18 protein-coding genes and 3 pseudogenes are annotated in these 22,839 nt (G+C 38.3%); 4 read left to right on the plus strand and 17 right to left on the minus strand.

The genetic code is table 11. The annotated features are described in order from the left end of the window. Positions 1-99 precede the first annotated feature (99 nt). Positions 100-828: an alpha/beta hydrolase gene (locus tag JCM14932_RS06365; RefSeq protein WP_025024155.1), complete on the plus strand. Its 729-nt coding sequence runs from the start codon at positions 100-102 to the stop codon at positions 826-828. Positions 829-900: 72 nt separating this feature from the next. On the opposite strand, the gene JCM14932_RS06370 is transcribed toward JCM14932_RS06365, so the two are convergent. The 3 genes from JCM14932_RS06370 to JCM14932_RS14735 all read right to left on the minus strand — a co-directional run bounded on the left by JCM14932_RS06370 (position 901) and on the right by JCM14932_RS14735 (position 3,641). Further along, complete coding sequence (locus JCM14932_RS06370; protein WP_025024156.1) at positions 901-2,106, minus strand: NupC/NupG family nucleoside CNT transporter; 1,206 nt, start codon at positions 2,104-2,106, stop codon at positions 901-903. A gap of 151 nt (positions 2,107-2,257) precedes the next feature. Next, complete coding sequence (gene citX / locus JCM14932_RS06375) at positions 2,258-2,785, minus strand: citrate lyase holo-[acyl-carrier protein] synthase (protein WP_025024157.1); 528 nt, start codon at positions 2,783-2,785, stop codon at positions 2,258-2,260. A gap of 247 nt (positions 2,786-3,032) precedes the next feature. Further along, positions 3,033-3,641 (minus strand): gamma-glutamyl-gamma-aminobutyrate hydrolase family protein, encoded by a 609-nt coding sequence (locus tag JCM14932_RS14735; RefSeq protein ID WP_235700540.1) that lies wholly within the window; start codon positions 3,639-3,641, stop codon positions 3,033-3,035. Between the two features lie 279 nt (positions 3,642-3,920). On the opposite strand from JCM14932_RS14735, the gene guaD reads away from it, so the two are divergent. Further along, positions 3,921-5,240, plus strand: coding sequence for a guanine deaminase (guaD, locus tag JCM14932_RS06385; protein WP_034542758.1), 1,320 nt, complete (start codon positions 3,921-3,923; stop codon positions 5,238-5,240). Beyond that, positions 5,230-6,572 (plus strand): annotated as a pseudogene (locus JCM14932_RS14740) (uracil-xanthine permease family protein). Before guaD ends, JCM14932_RS14740 begins: the two are co-directional and overlap by 11 nt. Positions 6,573-6,615: 43 nt before the next feature. Here the strand turns inward: JCM14932_RS14740 and JCM14932_RS06395 are convergent. From JCM14932_RS06395 to JCM14932_RS06430, 8 genes and pseudogenes are all read right to left on the minus strand, one after another. Beyond that, positions 6,616-7,776: a GNAT family N-acetyltransferase gene (locus JCM14932_RS06395; protein ID WP_025024159.1), complete on the minus strand. Its 1,161-nt coding sequence runs from the start codon at positions 7,774-7,776 to the stop codon at positions 6,616-6,618. 76 nt (positions 7,777-7,852) lie between these two features. Beyond that, on the minus strand, positions 7,853-8,632 hold the full coding sequence (locus tag JCM14932_RS06400; RefSeq protein WP_025024160.1) for a MurR/RpiR family transcriptional regulator: 780 nt from the start codon (positions 8,630-8,632) through the stop codon (positions 7,853-7,855). Positions 8,633-8,718: 86 nt separating this feature from the next. Beyond that, positions 8,719-9,051 (minus strand): PTS lactose/cellobiose transporter subunit IIA, encoded by a 333-nt coding sequence (locus JCM14932_RS06405; RefSeq protein WP_025024161.1) that lies wholly within the window; start codon positions 9,049-9,051, stop codon positions 8,719-8,721. Between the two features lie 28 nt (positions 9,052-9,079). Then, a pseudogene (locus tag JCM14932_RS14745) lies at positions 9,080-9,390 on the minus strand (PTS sugar transporter subunit IIB). Between the two features lie 165 nt (positions 9,391-9,555). Beyond that, positions 9,556-10,407: a Cof-type HAD-IIB family hydrolase gene (locus JCM14932_RS06415; RefSeq protein WP_025024162.1), complete on the minus strand. Its 852-nt coding sequence runs from the start codon at positions 10,405-10,407 to the stop codon at positions 9,556-9,558. A gap of 76 nt (positions 10,408-10,483) precedes the next feature. Continuing rightward, complete coding sequence (gene aroA, locus JCM14932_RS06420) at positions 10,484-11,788, minus strand: 3-phosphoshikimate 1-carboxyvinyltransferase (protein ID WP_025024163.1); 1,305 nt, start codon at positions 11,786-11,788, stop codon at positions 10,484-10,486. A 359-nt stretch (positions 11,789-12,147) separates the two neighbouring features. Continuing rightward, positions 12,148-13,482, minus strand: a complete 1,335-nt coding sequence (locus JCM14932_RS06425) for a M20 family metallopeptidase (protein ID WP_025024164.1) — start codon at positions 13,480-13,482, stop codon at positions 12,148-12,150. A gap of 38 nt (positions 13,483-13,520) precedes the next feature. Next, positions 13,521-15,023, minus strand: a complete 1,503-nt coding sequence (locus tag JCM14932_RS06430; RefSeq protein ID WP_025024165.1) for a YfcC family protein — start codon at positions 15,021-15,023, stop codon at positions 13,521-13,523. A 190-nt stretch (positions 15,024-15,213) separates the two neighbouring features. On the opposite strand from JCM14932_RS06430, the gene JCM14932_RS16500 reads away from it, so the two are divergent. After that, positions 15,214-15,756: a hypothetical protein gene (locus JCM14932_RS16500; protein ID WP_155832086.1), complete on the plus strand. Its 543-nt coding sequence runs from the start codon at positions 15,214-15,216 to the stop codon at positions 15,754-15,756. Positions 15,757-15,802: 46 nt separating this feature from the next. Here the strand turns inward: JCM14932_RS16500 and JCM14932_RS06440 are convergent, their stop codons facing one another. From JCM14932_RS06440 to JCM14932_RS06465, 6 genes and pseudogenes are all read right to left on the minus strand, one after another. Further along, the gene (locus JCM14932_RS06440; RefSeq protein WP_025024167.1) at positions 15,803-17,314 is read right to left on the minus strand and encodes a YfcC family protein; all 1,512 of its coding nucleotides are present in this window, start codon (positions 17,312-17,314) and stop codon (positions 15,803-15,805) included. A gap of 333 nt (positions 17,315-17,647) precedes the next feature. Further along, positions 17,648-19,030, minus strand: coding sequence for a DUF4097 family beta strand repeat-containing protein (locus JCM14932_RS15900; RefSeq protein WP_025024168.1), 1,383 nt, complete (start codon positions 19,028-19,030; stop codon positions 17,648-17,650). Between the two features lie 2 nt (positions 19,031-19,032). Then, on the minus strand, positions 19,033-19,374 hold the full coding sequence (locus JCM14932_RS06450; protein WP_025024169.1) for a PadR family transcriptional regulator: 342 nt from the start codon (positions 19,372-19,374) through the stop codon (positions 19,033-19,035). A gap of 123 nt (positions 19,375-19,497) precedes the next feature. Continuing rightward, positions 19,498-20,595 (minus strand): Glu/Leu/Phe/Val dehydrogenase dimerization domain-containing protein, encoded by a 1,098-nt coding sequence (locus JCM14932_RS06455; RefSeq protein ID WP_025024170.1) that lies wholly within the window; start codon positions 20,593-20,595, stop codon positions 19,498-19,500. 16 nt (positions 20,596-20,611) lie between these two features. After that, positions 20,612-21,839, minus strand: a pseudogene (locus tag JCM14932_RS14755) (dihydrolipoamide acetyltransferase family protein). A 12-nt stretch (positions 21,840-21,851) separates the two neighbouring features. Then, entirely contained in the window at positions 21,852-22,835 is a 984-nt protein-coding gene (locus JCM14932_RS06465) for an alpha-ketoacid dehydrogenase subunit beta (RefSeq protein WP_025024171.1), read from the minus strand. Positions 22,836-22,839 lie beyond the last annotated feature (4 nt).

The raw sequence follows: 22,839 nt of genomic DNA on the forward strand, positions 1-22,839 counted from the left end.
CAAGATTAATAAGAAATTAATCATCAAATAAATTATTGAAATATTAGTTTATTTGATATAAAATTTTTAATAATAAGATAAGCATTCGAGGAATACTAAATGACATTACTAAGCATGAGTTACCGTACTAATTACTTGCACACTTACTTCAAGACCACTGTTGTGATACCAGATTCCGGTAAAAAAGAATACAAGGCTGTCTGGCTATTACACGGATACACTGGTGATGATACAGCTTGGATACGCCATGCTAATATTGAAGAGTTAGCGAGAAAACATGATTGGGCTGTCATTATGCCTGAAGCTCGCAATGCCTTCTATACTGACTCAGATTTCATCCCTTATTACTCATTCTTTGTTAAAGAACTAATTCCAAAAATCCAGGGAATGTTCCCAATCTCCTCTAAACCTGAAGACAATTACATTGTCGGATCCAGTATGGGTGGATATGGAGCCTTGAAGATCGGCTTCACCAATGCTGATAAATTTAGCAAAATTGCAGCATTGTCTCCTATTACTGACATCGAAAAATTTAGGAATAATCCTCAATGCCCAATGGACAAGAAGACCTTTGACAGCATCTTCGGAACTGCCAAAAAGATTCATGATAACCAGCTTGCAACAATCTTCAATCGACTCCAACCTCGACAAAAAGTTCTGACAGTTTGTGGCGATGAAGATTACATGCACGAAGACAATATTATGTTCAAAAACTTTATGACCATTCATTTGACTGATAACTACACCTGGATGCCTGTTGATGGAGACCATTCTTGGGTCACTTGGGTTGGTAACATTGATAAAGTATTTAAATGGTTAGAAAACTAAAAAAGTTTGAAGTCTATTAAAAAGGCTTCAAACTTTTTTTGATACCATCCTGGAAGATGCCATTTTATTATTTTACCAAACGAACAGTCCTACAAACGCGGCTGACAATAACGAAACCAGAACACCTGATAACAACATGTAACCAACATTTTTAGAAATAACATCGTTCTTTTCCTTATCAACTATTCCTTTGAAACAACCGATGATCATACCCAAGGTCGAGAAATTAGCAAATGACGTGATAAAGACTGTTAAAACAGCTTTGAAATGCGGATCAAAGTTACTTATCGTACTAGTAACCTTTCCCATTACAACAAACTCGTTTGTAACCAATTTTGTACCCATATACTGGGCCATTTGAAAGGAATCATGACCATTCAATCCCAATAACCAAGCGAATGGATACATGATGATTCCTAAAATATGTTCCAAAGTTAACCAAGGATTAACCAATTGTAAAATCTTATCGATCAAAGCAGCCAATGCAACAAAGGCGATAACATTTGCGGCAATAATCAAAATCAATTTACCCGCACCTAAGATTGAATCACCCAAGAATGAGAAGAATGGCTCTTTCTTACCACTATCTCCCTCACCACTCAGCTTAGCAATCGTGTCCTCTGCTGGTGTGACTGTGACTGGGTTCAGCAAACTCGTCACAATGATCGAATTGATTATATTGATCGGAATTGCTGTTAAAATAAATCTTCCTGGCATCATTTGAATATAAGAGCCAATGATAGATGCCGTGACACAACTCATCGACATCATCGCTAATGTCACATTACGCTGTGACTTCATTTGTTTCAACTGTAAACTCGATACAGCAAGTGCTTCAGTATTACCCAAAAACATCATTTCAACTGCGAAGAATGATTCAAACTTCGGTTGACCCGTGACGAACGACAATCCTTTACCGATCCACTTAATAATGAAAGGTAGAATACCGATATACGTTAAAATATCAAACAATGGCACAATTAGTAAAATTGGTAATAATGCACTAGTGACAAAATCCATACTTTTTACATGCACCCAACTAGGCAATGCAAACTCGATTCCGACATAGGCAACCTGTACTAACCAATTAAACCCATTCGCAGCGCCCGAAACAATCGCACGCCCGATCCCAAAACTTGTTAAAAACCAAGCCAATAGTAAATTAAGAGCAATCATAATTCCAATTGACTTCCAGTGAATGTTCTTTTTGTTCTTCGAGAACAAAAACGCAATAGCAAGAAAAACTACTAGACCTATAATATTAATTATAAGGTAGATACCCATTTTTTATTTTCCCCTTTGTATTTCTGATGTCGACAACTCCAGTATGATTAATATAATATCATTTATTAACTAATTAAAACGTTAAAGATAACTTTTTATGACATGGTAAATAAAAAAGCCTCATCGAATATTACCGATGAGGCTTTTAATTGTTATTTATCAAATTACTAATATGAGCTTGTAATTCTTTCACGGTGTGATTATGATCTCTGATACATTCTGAAGCTGAATTATCACAAATCAAACATTTTCGAGGTTTTAACTTGAGATCCTCTCGCTTCAAGGCACCTAATGTATCGCCATGTACTATATAGACATCTATGTCAAAAATTGACCCTAACGGCGAATCATTTTCATATTTAACTGCAGCAGTTTTAACGATTTGCGCATCAGAATTAACAATGGCGAATGCCTCTGGGCCAGTTGCTATATCCCATATTATACGTTTTTTTATATCAAAATCACTGACAAAATCTTTGAAACCTTTCTCAAAAATCTCACTTAAATATTCATTATTCTTAATTGGTCCTGGAATCCGTAAGCTGGCATTGACGAGTGAAGCATAATCTGGAACTTCATCTGATAAATACTTTCTTTCACCCATACTAGCTTTATGGCTGCGGGCTATCTGCTTATCGTCTTGTTCAAAACCTTCAGCAAAAACATTGACCATTATTTAACACTCCTAAATTCATGAAATACTTTGGCATCGCGCCAACTATGTAATATTCTACCATGAATATAGCTATACACATCGACCAATATTTCATAAGTATAATTACAATATATGACCCTATTAGACGAACTCAAATTCGATTAACAAAATCTTTGAACAGCTGTAATTCTTCAGGATATTCTTCCCAAAGATTCTCGGGATGCCATTGTACTGCCTGGATACTGGCATCATCATTTTCGATCCCCTAAGTCACACCATCGGGTGCAGTTGCTACTATTCTTACACTGGAAGCCGGTTCCTTAATAGCTTGATGATGACGAGAATTAACAAAGACCTCATCCCCAACAGACTTTTGTAAGAACGAATCAGTAACTTGAACATGATGAACCGGAATATCCCCCGCAGCTTTCTGGTGATGCATCAACAAAGTCGGCTCATCATATTGGGTAGCCAGGTCTTGATAAACTGAACCTCCTAATGCAACATTAATAACCTGTGCACCACGACAAATACCTAGGATGGGAACATGCTTAGCAACTGCCTTTTTTATCAATGAGATTTCAGAGACGTCACGCTTTCTATTGGTCGTTCCTAATTCAGGAATGGGTTCTTCACCCATAAAAGTTGGATCAACATCGGGTCCACCAGTAAAAATAATCCCATCGAGAACTGTTAACAAGTCATCTTGTTTGTCTAATGAAGATGCATCATAGTATGGCAAACTAATTGGTACACCTCCAGCCTGCAAAACTGCATTGACCGCTGGTCTAGGGACAAAGTCTGCCTTGCTTTCATTGATGGCTGAGGCTGGTTCGAGAAACACATCTGCTGTGATACCAATTAACTTGCTCATACTATTCTCCTTCAAAAAAAGTCTAAAATTAGAATACATCCAAATTTAGACTAATTATATAGTTATTTTATTTATATGTCTTTAATACTGTCTTCATAATTGAACAAAATAATATCAATATTATGTATTTTATATTTTGTAATCGTTTCCGTTTATATCAATGAATAATTATTAAAATAATTTAATTTATTTCCGAACAATTCTCCCTTTATAAAATGAATTATTCATGTTAACCTAATATCAACTTAAATAAGGAAGTGTTAGATTATCACCTATCAAATTGTTTTTGAGGGAGCTGTTTTCTCTTCAGCATCGTTTGACAAGGCGGATTTTTCACCCAAAGTTCTCACATGTATTGATCGATCAGGAATGATTGATCGTGTAATATCTGTCGATGAACCGGATTTTAAATCGGTCAAACAAACTGCTGAAAATCACAACATTCTTCATGTCATACCAAAAAGCAGTTATCTGCTACCAGGATTCACAGATTTACACGTCCATGCACCGCAATGGCCTCAAGCTGGTCTTGCTTTGGACAAACCATTAAATGAGTGGCTGCAAACCTATACTTTCCCACTTGAAGCAAAATACCAAAACTTAGATTTTGCTAAAAAAAGCTACCAAAGCCTTGTCAAAGAATTACTGGCTAATGGAACCACAACTGTTTTATACTTTGGCTCCATCCATACTGAAGCCAATCTCGTCTTGGCACAAATTTGTGCTGACATGGGACAAAGGGCCTTCATTGGAAAAGTTGCGATGGATAATCCGGACCAAACTCCAGATTTCTATCGAGATAATTCTGCTCAAGAAGCACTGGAGCAAACAGAAGTCTTCATTCAACGACTCCAAAAATTACAAAAAGAAACAAACTCTGAACTCGTCCCCGTGATAACACCGAGATTCGTACCAAGTTGCACCGATGAAACCCTCGAAGGATTAGGTCAACTGGCCAAAAAATATGACCTTCCAATCCAATCACACTGCAGTGAGAGCATCTGGGAAGATCAATACGCCATCGATAGATTTGGCATGCGTGACGCTGAAGTCCTCGACAAGTTCAACTTGCTGACTGACAAAGCAGTCATGGCACATGGTACACAATTAAGTGATTCCGATCTTGATTTATTTAACGAAAGAAACACGGCTGTTGCCCACTGTCCTATTTCTAATATTTTCTTTGGTAGTTCCGTATTACCTGTCAGACACGTTCATGACAAGAATGTTGAACTTGGAATGGGAACTGATATTGCCGGTGGATACTCTCCAAGTATTTATCGTAATATCCAGCAAGCCGTCATGTCCTCACAAATGTTACAAGACGCTGGCACAAGGAATGCACGCATCACTGCTGCTAATGCGTTTTACCTTGCAACAGTCGGTGGCGCCAAAGCTCTCCACATACCGACCGGACAAATAAAAGCTGGTTATAAAGCTGATTTACAAATAGTGAACGATCAATATTCTGATGTTATGTCGAATAACGAAAATGATATTTTTGAACGTCTGATCTATCACACGACTAAATCCCAAATTAATGAAGTTTATGTTTCTGGAAAACAAGTAATCAATCGAGGAGAGAATAATGGAAAATAAAAGCAGCTTATTAGTTGGACCTGACGACAAAGTTGGATTCGGTGAAGCAGGGTTCTTAGGACTGCAACACGTTCTAGCAATGGATATCTATGTCCCACCAATTATTTTGGCCGGCATGATGGCTATGGGGGTTGGCGACCAAATGAGTCTCTTGCAGTCAACTTTCCTGGCAGCCGGAATCGGTACTATCCTCCAAACTTATGTATTCATGAAAATGCCCGTATCGCAGGACCATCGTTTGTACCATTAGGCGCAGCGGCTGGTGTCGTCTTAGCTTCAGGTGGACTCAAAGGAAATGGTATGGGTACTCTGATCGGCTCACTACTGATTGGAGCAATCATCTTGATCATCCTGGGTATTACTGGGGTCTTCCAAAAGGTCATCAGTAAACTTGTTCCCGCACTGGTCGGTGGCACGATCATCACTTGTGTTGGATTATCATTGATTCCTTCAGCTTTGAATGATAACATCTTCAAAGCATCTGGAAATATCAACAACAATATCATCCTAGCTTCGATCACCGCTTTAACACTTCTCGTTTCAGTTGGTATTAGTAATCGATTCCCACAAGTTAGAAGATTCTTCAGAACTGGTTCAATCATCTTAGCACTTGGAGTCGGCACTGTTGTTTCAACTCTCATGGGAATATTTGATTGGAAGACCGTTGGGGATGCCGCATGGTTCAGTGTTCCAACCGGTACAGTTCTCAAGTATGGTATTCACTTCTCACCTTCAGCTATTATTACGTTTATTATCATCTATGCTGTCATTACAACTGAAACAACTGGTACATGGTTCGCCATGGGAGCCGTTACCAACCATGAAATCAGTAAGAAACAATGGAACATGGGTATCATCGGTGAAGGCTTCAGTTGTTTAGTCGCTGCATTGCTAGGAACAACACCAGTTACGGGTTACTCAACCAATGCTGGTGTCATTTCTATCACCGGTGTTGCTAGTAAACGTGTCTTCTTGTTCGCTGGTATTTGGTTCTCTGTTTTAGGATTCTTCAGTAAACTATCAGCCTTCCTAGCCGCCATCCCTGCACCAGTTATCGGTGGTGTCTTCGCAATTATCTGTGTAACGATCATGTTGAATGGGTTGAATGTTATTCGTGGTCTACATACGACCGACCGCGATATCTATATTATTGGATTACCAATTATCCTGACGCTTGCACTAGTCTTATTACCAGCCAACGTCACAAAACAAGCACCACAGATCATCCAATATTTACTAGGATCACCAATTGCTGCGGCGGCCGTTGCAGCAATACTATTAAACCTCTTAATGCCAAGAATAAAAGAACTCTCAACTACAAAATCAGCATAAAAAATGTTCAGGTTGCCAATATGCAATCTGAACATTTTTTGATTTAGAAGTAATCTCTCAACTGTGGCTTTTCTGAGACAAGTGCATGGCTCAATCTATCGATTGAAACAGCATCACCATTAACTGCACCATAATGTGCTAACGAATCAAGCTGACGAGTCCCAAACATCGCCTTAGTCAAGGTTTCGATAGTAATTTGAATCGTTCCAGGTTCTTGTGTTTTTTCAAATTTAACATCACCATTCTTGATCGACAATCTCCAATGATGATTATTCCACTTCAAGGAATCCGTGACCTCAATTACGATTGGATCAAGATTGTACTTGATAAACGGATACTTCATTACAAAACTCTTTAAGTTGACGATTCGAGCTGACATATAAGGAACCGTTCTAACGTCTGCAATTTTAGGCTCATCCAACAGATCTGTTTTAACTTCCGAATCATCTGATTCATATACAAACTTATCAAATGTTGATGAATGTTTAGTTACAAAACTTGCAAGAGCGCGATAGCTATTTGGATCTTTGGTTACCCACTCGTGAATCTTGAGTGTGTCGCCTTCCTTAGAGTAGAACAAATATCCACCCAAATTATCGTCATCCTCATAATACAGTGCTGCAAACCAATCCGAGTGCTTATAAGCCATATGATCCCACCACCAGTCTTCACGGTTGACTCCGCCTAAAGAATTGTGATTATCATAAAGTTTTCTAGCTTGAACAGGAACCTCAGATAAACTGACCCGCTCAACATGACCAACCTTCGGTGCCTTAATATGCGTCCACTTATCACTAGGAATCTCCATTAAGACATGATCAAAAACATGCTCATAACCAAATTGACGATAGAACTCATACGAAAATGGTGCTAGATACGACAATGTAACATTATTCTTGTACATGTCCTTCATTGCTGCGTTGATAAGCTTACCAGCACCACCCTTACCTGCAAATTCGGGCGCACTCATCACGTCACCGATCCCATTCATATGATAATTTACGCCATGAAAATCAACTGTGAACGGAATGCTGAACAGTCCGCTTCCCAGCTTGTCACCATTCATAATCCCATAAACTAAAGAATGCTCATATCTAGTGTGAAGGGCATTCTTTTTTTGTTCGCTATCTTCACGATTGAAGGAATAAAGATACAAATCATAAAACTTATCGAAATCCTTAATTCCCAAACTATAATTTGCCATAATATTCCCTCCTTTATTATTAAATTTAACTTTAAATTAACCGATTGCGAGACATCTATCAAGAAATACACACTTTTTATTCATCCTCTGCAATATTCTCTGATAAACCACGCTTTGGCTGCTCGATCATTTTGTGATAAGCGTTGCTGGCACTCTGTTCCAGTATATAAACCAAAGGAACCTGTGTCGTAACATTGATCTGCCCATTTCTGATTTGTGGCAAATCATACGAAATGGGAAAATCCACAATTTGATTCAAAGAAGAATATGAATTAGCAGTCAATGCAATCGTTGCCGCTCCATTTTGTTTATAATACTTTGCCTGCTGAATCGAGTTTGGAGTTTCACCAGAAACAGATACTACAATCAAAAGAGTTTTGGAAAAATCTCGATCAGCTAGTGGTTCGGGTTGAAACGGGTCAGCAATTGGCAATGAATAAATACCATAACTTGATAAAAGGCTCGAACCATACTGAGCAATCTTGCCACTATTACCCACACCGAAGAAAAGAACCAAATCCGCGGCATTAATCATCTGTGCTGCTTGATTTATTTTTTTATCAAATGTACCTTCTTGAACTATTGTCTTGAAAAAATTCTGAATTGGCTCAACACTACTATCATTGAAAGTTCTTACAGGCTGATTTTGATTATGCTTAAGAGCAAACTTAAACTCTGAAAAACCGCCATAATTCATTTTCTTTAAAAATCGTAAAACGGTTGTCGTCGAAACTTGTGCCTCATTAGCCAAATCTCTGATAGTCATATTCTCGACTTCTTCCAAGTGTCCGACAATGTACTTGTACACTATCAGTTCAAGTCGATTAAGTTCATGAACCTTCTGATATGGAAACATGAAGCACCCCTCTTTTATACAAATTCTGTTATTAATTATTAAATAAAAAATTGGGGTACAATTCCCCAATTCAATTGGTATTAAAATTAGTCTTTGGAATCTAATTTTTTGTACAGATCAACAATTTCTCCAGCAAGATCTCTAAACGTTATAGCATTCATAATATGATCTTGTGCATGCACCATCATTAGCGAAACTTCAGCATGCGTTCCATTTGCCTCAGCCGTCAACATCTGCGTCTGAACGTTGTGCGCTTTTATTAGAAACTGATCTGATTCGTCCAACTTTTGATCAGCCTCCGTAAATTGACCCTTCTTTGCCGCGTGGATGGCTTCAAATGCAGAACTCTTGGCACTTCCACCATTAATGATCAATTTCATAGCTACTTCCAATTGCTCATCATGCTCTTCTTCGGCCATTTTAGAATCCTCGACTTGAATTAGATTTTTATTCCTTGATCAAAGATACGGCACGTTTGAATACTTTTTCACCATTCATCATTCCATAGTCTTGCATACTGATAACTTCGACCGGAACATCGAGTTTATCTTTGAATTGACCTTCAAGATACCTAACTTGAGGCCCTAACATCAATACGTCCGGATTTTTTCATCCAACTTAGCGTCTGCATCAGCGGCCGATGTTGCAAAAATCTCAGCGTTAATCCCGTTAGCTTCAGCGGCCTTTTGCATTTTTGAAACCAATAAACTTGTTGACATACCTGCGGCGCAGCATAACATAATTGTTTTTTCTGCCATAATGAGAGCTCCTCTATGTAATAAATTTATTTATTTGTTTTAATAAAAGACATTATATTAAAGCGTTTCCAATAGACAACTAGATTGTATAACCGGTTCTTGCCATATGCAAGATGTTTTTTCAAAAAAACAAAGGAGCATGACTACAATTTGTCAAGCTCCTCACTAAATATCTAATTCACTTTTTCCAGAACTACCGTCAAATTCACCACTCAATACACGGTCGATCATTACAGCAACACCATTTTTATTATTAGATTCCGTTATTTTCCACGCAACATCTTTTACCTTATCAATGGCATTTTCCATGGCGACACCGTATCCAACTTCACGGATCATATCAAAGTCATTCCCATAATCACCAAAACACATAAAATCTGATATAGGGATGTGCTCTAATTCAGAAATCTTTTGTAATGCTGCTAATTTAGTAACATCTTGTGCATTTATTTCAAAGTAATCACTACCTGAACGACTGATGGTAATTGGCAGCGATGCGAACGACTCTAATTTCTTACGTAATTCAGGAAGCCTATCTGGTGTAGTACTGAAACAAACTTTGTAAATATCAAAGTCTGGGTCATCATTCTTCTTGCACAGATCATCAACAGAATTGGCGTGTAAATTGTGACGACTACTTCCTTCAAAATAAGTCGTCCAACTCTTAGTTGGATCATAAACTTCTGTGTAATTTAAGCCGTTGAGAACGATTTTAAACTTACTGAATTCAGAACGTTTTAAAATTTCCGCAACAATATCATGCGCCAACGGTGCATCTACAACCTTTTCTCCCTTAGGGTCAACAACTACTGCACCATTTAACACAACTTTATATCCAGCTATTTTCAAATCATTTTTGAAAAACTTTTTAACTGAATGCAATGTTCTCCCTGAACAAACTGCATATACAAGACCCTTATCGACCGCTTTTTTAATAGCTGCAACATTTTCCTCAGAAATTTGACTGTAACTATTAAGTAACGTGCCATCAAGGTCAGTCCCAATAAATTTGATCATAAAATCAAGTAACCCCTTACATAATTTTCATTACATCAATCATACGTCAACAAGGCAAAAAAAAGAAGCATAAAACCTATGCTCCTATCAATACCTTCTTCATATCTGAGATGAAATCTGGATACGAAATATCAATTGCTTCGATGTTTTTTATTTGAAACGGTGTCGCCGTTAAATTAGATGCGACGCATAACATCATAGCGATACGATGATCATTATGACTGTCAACATCGTCTTTAACGTGTATCTCTTGATTACCTTGAATAACGATAGAATCATCATTTACATCCATAACGATGCCTAATTTTGCCAACTCCACACGCATGTTTCTAATTCGATCACTGATCTGCAGGTGGACATCATGGACATCCTCAATAATTGTTTTCCCTGTTGCTTGGGAAGCCATCAGAGCAATAATTGGAATCTCATCAATAATAAAGGGAACTTGTTTGGCCTTGATCACAGTTCCGTGAAGAGGCTGGCTTTTAACCACCAGATCACCATATGGCTCAACACTGTTCTTTGAATGATTAGTTATCTCAATAACTGCTCCCATTTGCTTGATAACTTCTAGCAGACCTGTTCGAGTAGAATTTAACCCGACTTTGTGAAGCGTTAGGTTACTGCCCTCTGACAATAGCGCACCTGCAATGTACAATGCTGCTGATGAGAAATCTCCCGGGATAGTTAGATTTTGTCCAGTCAATTCTGTATTTTGAGGATTAACAACAATCGTATCCGGATTAATCTCAATATCAGCACCAAAGTAATTAGCCAACACCTCGGTATGATTACGTGTAGGCATCTTTCGAATTATTTCAGTTTGAGAATCAGCAAAAAGACTAGCAAATATCAAACCGCTCTTAATCTGTGCACTAGCGATGTCTTGCTGATATGTAATTCCCTGCAAGTTAGTTGAACCAGTTATCTGTAATGGTAAATAATCATCTGACAAGCGTGTCAATCCTGCACCCATGTCATCCAATAACACTGCCAAATTATCCGATGGTCGTTTGCTCAAGAATTTCCCACCTTGCAGTGTGTACGTGTCAGGTAAAGCTGCTAACATCCCCATAATAAGACTCTGCAACTCTCCGACATTATTCAAATTCAAATTATGACTGATCGGTTCGAAATTACGATTTGAACCTTTGATAATCATATCCTTAGTCGTCGGTTCAATGTGCATTTTTACGCCGAGGGTTTGAAACAACTTAACGGTGGTTGTTAGATCCTCGGAAAATGAAAAATTACTTATTTGTGTAACACCTTTGGCTAGCGAACCCAAAATAATAGCACGATGGGCGATACTCTTATCACCTGGTACCGACATATCCCCCTCGAATCTATATTTCTTTGGTTGTGTATTAAAATTGAACATAAACATTCACCCGCAAGCTAATCTTGCAATATCCTTTCTTGACAAATGAATAGACATTTTGAAAAATTCAACGTTTCCTCTTACCCTTAAACTAACCAATTTATCAATATAAGACAAATTTTATGTCTTGAGAGAGTGAAGAAAAATTGAGAACTCCTGAGCATAACCTAGATAACGTGACGATACGGTCTTAGTATCTTCTCGTTATCGTAGTTAAGCGGAGGGAGTTATTTTTCGTAACTCGTTTTGAGAGAGTGAAGAAAACCATTTGAGAAACAAAAAAGAACCGCCGAAGCGGTTCTCATTTCGAATTATAAATAATTTTATAATACTTCAAAGGATATTACAAAAATTAAAGACTATACACAGAGACGATAGACTGCTTCAGCAATGATTTCCATAGCCTTACGCATATCTGCTTTGCTCCAGTTTTCATTTGCTTGGTGCATGAAGTCTGGTGTCGTTGGTAACATTGCACCAAAGGCAACACAGTTATTCATTGTTCTAGCAAATGTAGCACCACCAGAAATAGCTGGTTTGGATTCTGTATCACCAGTTACATCTTGATACGTTGACATCAAAGTCTTAACTAACTCTGTGTCAGTTGGTACATACAATGGAGCAACATAATCGAAGTTTTCGTACTTCATGTTAAATGGTTTAACTGCGTCAGCAACTTTTTGAACTAGTTCGTCGTGATCGATCTTAACAGGAATTCTCATATCGATTTGTAGACGTGATCCCTTTGGACTGATTTCCAAACTTGAAATGTTAAAGGTCAACTTACCTGATACGTCATCAGAAACGTCACCTAACAAATTAGTTGCATTGGCATCTTCGCCAAACTTCTTCAAGAACTTAAGAACTTCGATATCTGGGAATACGTCAGCAAGTGCCATACCAAGTCTAACAACAGCATTTGTTCCTTGTGGGGCATTCATAGCGTGAACTGAGTTACCTTTAACTTCAATTCCGCCCTCCACTTTTTCTGCATCAAACTTGTGGGCAACAAGTGCTGCCATAACCTCGTCTTGCTTAGGTCCATCATAAACTGCCTTGCCGGGTACAGCATTGAAGGCATTAACTAAGCTCAAGTTTAATTCATCTGAACCAGGGCCTGTTAAGTATGATTGTTGCAAGCCTTTTTCGGCATATGTTAATGGGAACTCTGAATCAGGAGCGATACCTAGGTCAATAGGATCTTCCTTCTTGTTGTATTGTGCCATACATCTCCAGAGTGTCTCTTCATCTGTACCGAAGATAAAACGAATTCTCTTATTGAAGGTGTGTCCAGCATCCATGATTGCTTTAACAGCAAACATTGAAGCTACACTAGGACCCTTATCGTCTTGAGTACCACGGCCGAACAACTTGCCGTCTTTCTCAACCATCTTGAATGGTTCAGTATTCCAAGCATCGATATTTCCAGCAGGAACAACGTCCATGTGGCAAACTAATCCAAAGATCTCTTTGCCTTCACCAATTTCGGCATATCCATAGTATCCTTCAGGATCTATAAATGTCGTATAACCGATTGATTCAGCGACTTTTAGGACTGTTTCCAAAGCCTTCTTGGGTCCAGGTCCAAAAGGCGCATTCTCTTCAGCGTCTTCGCAATATGATGGAACGGCAACAACTTTGCCTAACTCCTTGATTGCATTTTCTTGAACCTTGTCTGTGATAAATGTTTCCATTTTGAAACCTCCTTCAAATTTTTAAAACAAATCTGAAACTACATCATTGAAACAACTACTAAGAATGCCGCAATTACGACAAACAATACTGCAATTAGTTTCCAAATATACTTCCACCATGTAACAATATCAACGTGTCCAATTGCCAGAGCACCCATAACGATACCTGATGTTGGTGTGATCAAGTTAACTAGTCCTGAAGCAGCTTGATAAGCTGTGATAACTAATGAACCGTCAACGCCTGAGAACTTACCTAGTGGTCCCATGATACCCATTGTAGCAGCAGCTAATCCTGATGTTGATGGGATCAAGAATGACATAGGAATATAGAAGATATATGTCAAAACAATGAAGATACCTGATGATAGGTTTTGTAATCCTGTTTCACCAGCGTGCAATACTGTAGCCGTGATGTAACCATTATTCATAATAACTTGGATACCACGAGCTACGGCAACGATGATAGCAACACTCATGAATTCGCTCATACCATTCATGAAGGCTGTGATATAATCTGTTTCCTTCATGTGGAAAACAAACATGATGATAACTGACATCATGAAGAATAATGCTGTGATTTCTGTGAAGTACCATGTACCTAGTGGTGCGAAGTCTTGAGCAATTAAAGCACCCAAGAATGGAATCTTAGTAAACCATGCTGTGAAGTCATCGAAGAATGTCCATCCAGCATTCAAACTTGTCCAAGGGATCAAACCAAGGATCATAATTACGAATGTCAAAGCGAATAGCCATAGAACACTCTTTTGTTTCTTAGATAATTTGTCATCAATTGACTTGTCAGCAGTTGAGAATTCTTCGAGGTCTTTTTGACGACGTTCAAATACATAAGACTTACTTGGATCTTTTTTGACCTTGTCAGCGTAACGCATAACAAAGATAATACTGATTGCTGTTGTGATTATAAGTAAAATAAAACGTGGTATTAAACCATCACCAGGTGAGATGTTGATTGTTTGAGAAGCAACACCTGTGGCGAATGGATTAACTGTAGATGCTAAACATCCAATTTGTGAACCGATCAAAGCAAGTGATATGGCTGTGATCGAATCATACCCAACGCTGATCATTACTGGTATCAAAATTGGGTAAAATGCGATTGTTTCTTCACCCATACCATATGTTGATCCACCAATAGCAAATAATGTCATTAAAATGGGAATAAGTGCTTTTTCTTTACCGGCGTTCTTTCTAACAACTGTAGCAATACCGTCATCTAGTGCACGGGTCTTGTTTACAACTCCTAAAAATCCACCAATAACCAAAATAAATAGTGATACAGAGATCGAACCTTCGGTCAAGTCAGTACCAACCATACCATTGATCGGTGCCAAGAATATGTCCCAAATACCTTGAGGACTGCTTGCACGTGCTTTGTACGTACCAGCAATAATATTTCCCGCCTTAGTCGTTGCATACTCACCTGCTGGAATAATCCAAGTTAGTATGGCAACTACAATAATTAGGAAAAACAGTATTGTGTACGCCGAAGGCATTCTAAATTTCTTTACCTTTTTTTCCATGTTGTACCCTCCCTATACTCGTTCTCTCTAAAGCATATACAATAAATAAAGCGATTACAACGGTTTTAAAAGTTTATTTTTTTATAATATTTATTATTCTTTTCTTTCAATATTTATATGAAATTAATTTTTATTGTGAAAACGATTGCAAAAAGCTACAATAGATGTATTACAAAATACGGGTGATAGAATGGACAGAATGATAAACTTTGGTCGAGAAATAAATCACGGTCCTTTAATTAGAAGTATTTTAATAAGTGCACTTCTAGGCTGTGTTAGTTCTTTAATTAATTACAAGACTGGTTTGATGATTTTTCTAATAATTCTGCTAATAATGCTCTTCGTATATTATCCTAGCTACCTTCCTTTCCTTTATAGCTACTGGGCACTCGAAGCGCACGGAATCACCTACTATGACATGAGTTCATATCATGCCAAGTTAAAAATGATCTTCCGCGGAAGAAACTCTGATCATCAATTTATCAGTTACACCGAAATCAACAGTTTTGAAGTTAAATCAGAGAATAATTCATATTCATTAATCGATATCTCAACATTCAAAAATCAAAAACAATCAATCTTCACTTGGTTGAGAAAACCGCTTAATCTGATCTTGCATTTAAAGAATAATCAAATCACCTTGGATGCCTCTTGGGACCAGCTCCACGACAGCAAGAACATTCAGGCTCGCTTGATGAATGTCATGAGTTATTTAGATAAAAAAGTACAATAAAAGCCGTTTACTTCCTATATAAGAAGCAAACGACTATTTTTGTATTTTAAAACATTGTAGCAATGGCTAAAAAGACACATGTGAAGACGAAGAGAATCGCTAATAACTTCCACATATACTTCAACCAAGTAACGATATTAACATGACCAATTGCTAAGGAACCCATAACAATCGCTGATGTTGGTGTGATCAAATTGACGAATCCAGAAGCTGATTGGTAAGCTGTGACGACTAATGAACCAGCTACACCAGAGAACTTACCGATAGGTCCCATGATTCCCATAGTTGCGGCCGCAAGACCAGAACTAGATGGAATCAAGAATGACATTGGAATATAGAAAATATAAGTCAAAATAATAAAGACTGCTGATGATAAACCATGAAGTCCAACTTCACCAGCATGTAGCACTGTAGCTGTGATATAACCATTGTTCATAACAACTTGAATACCACGAGCTACGGCAACGATAATTGCAACATCCAATAGGTCCTTCATACCATTCATGAAAGCATCGATATAATCCGCTTCAGACATATGGAAAATGAACATTACGATAACTGATGCAATGAATAATAACGTCGTGATTTCAACGAAGTACCAGTCACCTAACGGTAAGATATCCTTACCAACTAAGGCACCGAGGAATGGAACCTTAACTAACCACTTATTGAAATTATCAAACATAGTCCAATTACTATTCAAACTTGACCATGGAATCAAACTGACGATCATGACTACAAAAGTCAAAATGAATGCGATCAGAACAGCTCTTTGCTTGCCAGATAATGACTTAGCAACATTTTCTTCTCCATCGTCATTCTTAACAAATTCTTCCAAATCCTTTTGGTGACGTTCAAAGACTAATGATTGATCAGGGTTCTTCTTGACCTTGGCTGCATAGTGCATGACGTAAGCAATTGAGATAATTACTGTACATACAAAGAAAATCAATCTTGGTACCATACCGGCACCTGGTGAAATATGAATCGTTTCTGAAGCAACACCAGTTGCAAATGGGTTAATAGTTGAAGCCATACAACCGATCTGCGAACCGATCAGTGAAATCGAAATAGCGGTCAAAGTATCATAACCAACACTTAACATAACTGGAATCAGAATTGGTACGAAGGCGATTGTTTCCTCACCCATACCAAATGTTGAACCACCAATGGCAAATAATGTCATTAAGAATGGAATTAAAATCTTTTCTCTACCTGCATACTTGGTAACTGCTGAACCAATACCATCATCGAGGGTCTTGGTCTTATTAACAACTCCCAAGAATCCACCAATAACTAAAATAAATAGTGAAACTGATATGGCACCATCCGTGGAATCAGTACCGACCATCCCATTGATTGGAGCTTCGAAGATGTCCCATAAACCCTGGGGACTGCTACTTCGGCTTCGGTAAGTCCCGGCAATGATATTGCCCGCCTTAGTAGTAGCATATTCTCCGGCTGGAATGATCCAGGTTAAAATTGCTACAAGAATTATTAGGATAAACAAAATGGTAAATGCCGATGGCATATGCCACTTACTCTTTGTTTCCTGCATATTAATCTCCCCTATCTTGTAGAATGATTACAAGAATACGAGTATTTTGATTAAATTGCAATGGTAAATTAAAAATATTCTAATTATTTTTTAAATTTATAATACTTTGGAATAGACCTTTTTAGATAATATGCTAATGATAATTTAATAATAATCTAATTAATTAGTGATTCTAATCGGAATTGAATAAGATAATTTGATTCTGACAATCAAAATAAATTCTTCAAAGTTTGTAAATAATCGATTGAAAACGAAAATTCACAATAACTATAATATCAACCAAATTTGCCAACTAAAAACGTCTAGTTTTCAATAAACTAGACGTTATTTTATTTAATATAATTTAACTGTTCCTGACGATGCTTTGCCCTTAACGGTATAAATTGGTTCATTTCCAACTCGACCATCCTTGAAATCCAAAGTATCGTGATCCAAAACAGCTAATTCTGGTGCTCTAACGATGCCGCTCTTTGCCTGAAGATCAAATTTATAATCTTTTGGCAACATAGTAATTTTTACAGCGCCACTATGTGATTCAGCCTCCAAATCACCTGTCAGTTCATTTATGCTCAAGGCAACCGTTCTCGAATGACTAACAATATGACCACTGCCGCTTAGTCCTTCGCCACGGATCGCACCACTATGCGCATTGATTTCAAATTCACGTCCCAAAACATTATGAATCTTGATAGAACCACTGTGTGCGGACAGTTCTAGGACATCCTCGGCCTTAACATTATCCAACTTAACCTTACCAGACTGGTCTCTGACAGAAAGATTCTCAACTGAAATATTATTAAAATAGCCATTGCCACTGTTGATCGTAGCCTTGACAGTTCTAAGACCACCGATTCCAGTAACATGCAAGTTACCAGCAATATTACCAATACGCATATCACCAGCAAACTTACGTGGAATCAACACTTGCGTTCTAACTTTCAAGTGTAAGAACTTAGGATAACGCCCTTGAGCAATTTTGACGGTACCATCTTGGGATTTTGTTCTGGCAAAGTAATCTGGATTATTACGAGACATGTACTCTCTTAAAATAATCTTGTCACCGTCAGTTGGCAGAACCCGCAATACTGCATAACTATAATTAATATCTAAACGCTCGATGTCCTCGATAGCAAACGACTCTTCATTGACCAAGTTGAGTGTTTCAACATATACTTCTGTGTCGACATGGTGATCGAATTGTTCATCGAACTTTGAAAAAGTATCACGTACCTTGTTCTTATTCTGGTCAAAATTAATGCCACGGCCGTCAATTGTCATATTGCCTAACTTCATGCCATTCTCGTCAGCTTGAAATATTCGTCCTTCACCAATCGAAACGCCATCCCCATCGGCACGAAATGACTTACCTTTATTGATGAAAACACCAGTTTTGTCGATCTTTAACTTATCGCCACCATCAATCGTAATTCCTGATTGATTGATATCAATATGATGACTACCTTCACTGTCAGGCTGTTCATCGTCAACATCATCCTGCATAACTTCATCGATCAAGTCATTGATATCTCCGAATTCAGCAAATGATTCTTTCACTGCATCTTCAAGCGACTTGCCCTCATCTACCTTATCTTCTGCCGCAGCAATCAAATCTGACTTCAATTCCTCAGCCAATTCATGAATATCAGGTGTGTGCGGATAGTCTTCAAATATTTCTGATAATTGTTTTTTTACTAGTTCTACAATTTTTTCATTCATAATTAGTCGATCCTTCCAAGAATTAAGTCATCGATCACGTGCTTGGCAAAATTCCATTCCTTAACGTTTGTTTTTAAAGTTTCTGTACCTTGTTCAGTTATTTTGTAATACTTACGTCTGCCACCCTGGCTCTCATCACCCCAGTAACTCTGGATGTCACCATTTTTTTCTAATCGTCTAAAGACGGTGTAGAGTGTTGCTTCGTTAAGCTCATATGCTTCATGACTCAGTTGTCTTATCGTCTTGGCAATTTCATATCCATAGCTATCACCTTGGCTAAGAATATTCAAAACGATCGTCGTAGTATGGCCGCGAATTATATCCTTCGAAATTATTGGTTTCATAATCTTGTCTTCCTTTCGATAAATATAATTTAACACCCATTACTATGTGTGTCAAAGTAATTATTTCAAAATAGTAAAAAAAGACTGCTTTCTACTTAGCAGTCTTTTTTATATGAATCTCGATTAAACAGTCTTGAGGGACGATTTTTCATTTTGAAGGAAATTACCACGAACATTTAACATTGAATCAATTCTTTCTTCGGCTAATCTATCTGCAGCTTCAGCAGTTGTAATGTCGTCACGTTTAGAAATTTCAAATACCTTATCCATTTGATCATAGATTGTCTTAACTTTTTCGAGAGCACGTTCACGGTCATAGCCTTTCAATTCATCAGCTACGTTAATAACACCACCAGCGTTGACAATGAAGTCTGGACCATAAACAATTCCTCTATCTTTTAACATTTGTCCATGTTTTTCAATGTCTAACAATTGATTATTAGAACTTCCACAAACAGCTTTTACTTTTAATCTTGGGATCGTGTCGTCATTCAGAATAGCCCCCAAAGCACATGGAGCAAAGATATCAGCGTCAACATCATAAATCTCGTCTGGCAGAACCGCTGTAGCACCATAATCATTGACCATACGATCGATAGCATCTTGATTGATGTCAGTCACTACAATATGTGCACCTTCATCATTGAGATGTTTTGCCAAACCAGTAGCAACATTACCAGCACCCTGAATAGAAATCGTCTTGCCAGTTAAATTATCATCACCAAAGGCTTCTTTGGCGGTACGTTTCATTGCATAATAAACTCCCAAAGCAGTGACAGGACTAGGATTACCAGATGCCCCTTTTGCATCACTTGTTCCAGTTACGTGATTCGTTTCCATATAGATTGAATTCATGTCATCAACAGTCGTACCAACATCTTCGGCTGTAATGTAACGTCCATTCAAGCTTTCAATGTAACGTCCTAAAGCTCTGAACATCGCTTCACTTTTATCTTTCTTTGGATCACCAATAATTACTGTTTTGGCACCACCGATATTTAATCCAGCGGCAGCGTTCTTGTATGTCATCCCTTTAGCCAAGCGAAGTGCATCATTCAATGCTTCTTCTTCACTGTTATACGGCCACATTCTGCAGCCGCCAAGGGCTGGTCCTAAGGTCGTATCATGAATGGCAATGATTGCCTTCAATCCTGATACCTTGTCTTGACAGAATACAACTTGTTCATAATCATCGTGTGTCATTACTTCAAATAAGTTCATGGCTCATTCCTCCAAATTAATAAATATTTGTATTTTGATCAATTGCTTCAAGATTTGCCTTTACTTCATTCAAAAACTTACCTGCTGCCAAACCATCCAGAATACGGTGGTCAAGCGTTAAGCACAAATTAACTTTGTTTCTAATGCCAAATGTATCATCATCTAAAACTGACAGCTCCTTACGAATCGATTCTACTTGTAAAATTGCTGCCTGAGGATAGTTGATGATACCCATTGATTCGACTGATCCAAAGGAACCAGTGTTATTCACTGTGATTGTTCCACCTTCACTATCAGATCCCTTCAAAGTATTTGTTTTGACTCCAGTCGCTAGACGACTGACTTCTGCTGCGATACCGGTGATTGACAGCCGATCAGCATGTTTGATGACTGGAACAAAGAGTGCATCATCGTTGCAACGGCGATAGAAATATTAATATCTTTATGCTGAATAATTTCGTCATTTTGCCAACTGCTATTTAGCTTTGGATTATTGCGTAATGCTGAACTAACCGCTTTAACGAAGAATGGGAAGTAAGATAATCCGAAGCCATTTTGTTCTTTGAACTCATTCTTCAAACTATTTCTTAACTTAACCAATCCAGTCACATCAACTTCGATCATTGTCCAAGCTTGCGGTATCTCATGAACACTCCTCAACATATTCTGAGCAATCATTTTTCTTACTGGGTCAGCCTTAGTAACAAGGTCATTGTTTGATACCGTTGTTTCAGCTACTGGTGTTGCCGGTGGTGCTGATTGTGCGACTGATTGGACTGGCTGATTGTCAACGACAGGTACTTCTTTGGGTTGGTAATTTAAGACATCTTTTCTCGTAATACGGCCATCCTTACCAGTTCCCGCTACCAAGCTCAAATCAATATTGCGTTCTCCGGCTATCTTAAGAACTGCTGGTGAGAATCTTCCGGCTGCTTTGGTTGATGGTGTGTTTTGTTCTTCTACACTGTTTCCTTTTTGGTAGTCGGTGCTGATTCTGCTGCACCTTCAGTCGTCATCTTCAAAATATCTGTTCCAATCGGCACCACGTCATTTTCATTAACCAATAATTCTTCGATCACGCCTTCATCACTCGAGGGGATCTCAGTGACGACCTTATCAGAAATTGCCTCCAAGATCGGATCGTATTTTTTTACATAGTCACCAGGTTTCACCATCCATTGAGAAACAGTTGCTTCGGTTACACTCTCACCCAACGGCGGCATTTTTATTATGAGTTCTGACATAAGTTTAACCTCCTAAAATTCAGCTAATTCTCTAATAGATTTGGTTACATCTGCTTGATTGACCAGGAAGGCATCTTCCAAGTCTTTGGCATACGGCATACTAGGTGAATCTGGTCCCGCAAGGATCTTGATTGGAGCATCTAGGTCAAACAATACTTCTTCAGCAATGATTGCCGAAACATTATTCATAACGCTACCCTCTTTGGTATCCTCAGTGATCAAGAGGACTTTTCCCGTTTTGCGAACAGCCTCAAGAACGGTTTCCTTATCAATTGGATACAAACTTCTCAAATCAACTACTTCGACTGAAAACTCATCCTTCAATTCCTCGGCAGCTTTGAGTGCAAATTGCAACATCACTCCATATGCGATCACAGTTACGTCATCCCCTTGCTTGAGGATATTAGCTTTGTCTAGTGGAACCGTATAGTCATCATCAGGAATATCATCTTTGATCGAACGATATAGTTTTTTATGTTCATAGAACAGCACTGGATCTTCACTTCTGATAGCTGACTTCAACAGTCCTTTGGCATCATAGACTGTCGATGGTGTCACGATTCTTAACCCCGGCTGACCAGCAAAAATTTTTTCAGTTGATTGTGAATGATAGAATCCACCACGTACGCCACCGCCATATGGTGTCCGCATGACAATTGGCGAGATCCAATCACCAGCTGACTTGTAGCGCATCTTGGTAGCTTCAGACATAATCTGATTGACCGCTGGCAAGATATAATCCGCAAACTGGAATTCAGCAATGGCATGATGTCCCATAACACCGAGGCCAACCGCTAGTCCAGCAATTTCAGATTCTCCTAATGGTGAATTGAAAACACGTTTGTCACCGAATTCTTCGGCTAGACCTTTGGTAACTCCGAACACCCCACCTTTGACACCACCAACATCTTCACCGAAGATCATTACCCCTTCATCATGTCGCATTTCTTCAGTAATGGCGAGATTCAATGCTTCTAAATAAGATTTTTCAGACATTTTT

Origin of the sequence: Companilactobacillus nodensis DSM 19682 = JCM 14932 = NBRC 107160 (assembly GCF_000615905.1) — a bacterium.
In the GTDB taxonomy this organism is placed as follows: Bacteria; Bacillota; Bacilli; order Lactobacillales; family Lactobacillaceae; genus Companilactobacillus; species Companilactobacillus nodensis.

Bases quoted from the DNA above. Each gene is read 5' to 3' on its own strand.
- JCM14932_RS06450 (WP_025024169.1), bottom strand. From the start codon at position 19,374: ATGAAACCAATAATTTCGAAGGATATAATTCGCGGCCATACTACGACG.
- JCM14932_RS15900 (WP_025024168.1), bottom strand. From the start codon at position 19,030: ATGAATGAAAAAATTGTAGAACTAGTAAAAAAACAATTATCAGAAATA.
- JCM14932_RS06425 (WP_025024164.1), bottom strand. From the start codon at position 13,482: ATGGAAACATTTATCACAGACAAGGTTCAAGAAAATGCAATCAAGGAG.
- JCM14932_RS06405 (WP_025024161.1), bottom strand. From the start codon at position 9,051: ATGGCCGAAGAAGAGCATGATGAGCAATTGGAAGTAGCTATGAAATTG.
- JCM14932_RS06465 (WP_025024171.1), bottom strand. From the start codon at position 22,835: ATGTCTGAAAAATCTTATTTAGAAGCATTGAATCTCGCCATTACTGAA.
- JCM14932_RS06400 (WP_025024160.1), bottom strand. From the start codon at position 8,632: ATGTTTCCATATCAGAAGGTTCATGAACTTAATCGACTTGAACTGATA.
- JCM14932_RS14735 (WP_235700540.1), bottom strand. From the start codon at position 3,641: ATGAGCAAGTTAATTGGTATCACAGCAGATGTGTTTCTCGAACCAGCC.
- JCM14932_RS06365 (WP_025024155.1), top strand. From the start codon at position 100: ATGACATTACTAAGCATGAGTTACCGTACTAATTACTTGCACACTTAC.
- JCM14932_RS06455 (WP_025024170.1), bottom strand. From the start codon at position 20,595: ATGAACTTATTTGAAGTAATGACACACGATGATTATGAACAAGTTGTA.
- JCM14932_RS06430 (WP_025024165.1), bottom strand. From the start codon at position 15,023: ATGGAAAAAAAGGTAAAGAAATTTAGAATGCCTTCGGCGTACACAATA.
- JCM14932_RS06440 (WP_025024167.1), bottom strand. From the start codon at position 17,314: ATGCAGGAAACAAAGAGTAAGTGGCATATGCCATCGGCATTTACCATT.
- JCM14932_RS06415 (WP_025024162.1), bottom strand. From the start codon at position 10,407: ATGATCAAATTTATTGGGACTGACCTTGATGGCACGTTACTTAATAGT.
- aroA (WP_025024163.1), bottom strand. From the start codon at position 11,788: ATGTTCAATTTTAATACACAACCAAAGAAATATAGATTCGAGGGGGAT.
- JCM14932_RS06395 (WP_025024159.1), bottom strand. From the start codon at position 7,776: ATGGCAAATTATAGTTTGGGAATTAAGGATTTCGATAAGTTTTATGAT.
- citX (WP_025024157.1), bottom strand. From the start codon at position 2,785: ATGGTCAATGTTTTTGCTGAAGGTTTTGAACAAGACGATAAGCAGATA.
- JCM14932_RS16500 (WP_155832086.1), top strand. From the start codon at position 15,214: ATGGACAGAATGATAAACTTTGGTCGAGAAATAAATCACGGTCCTTTA.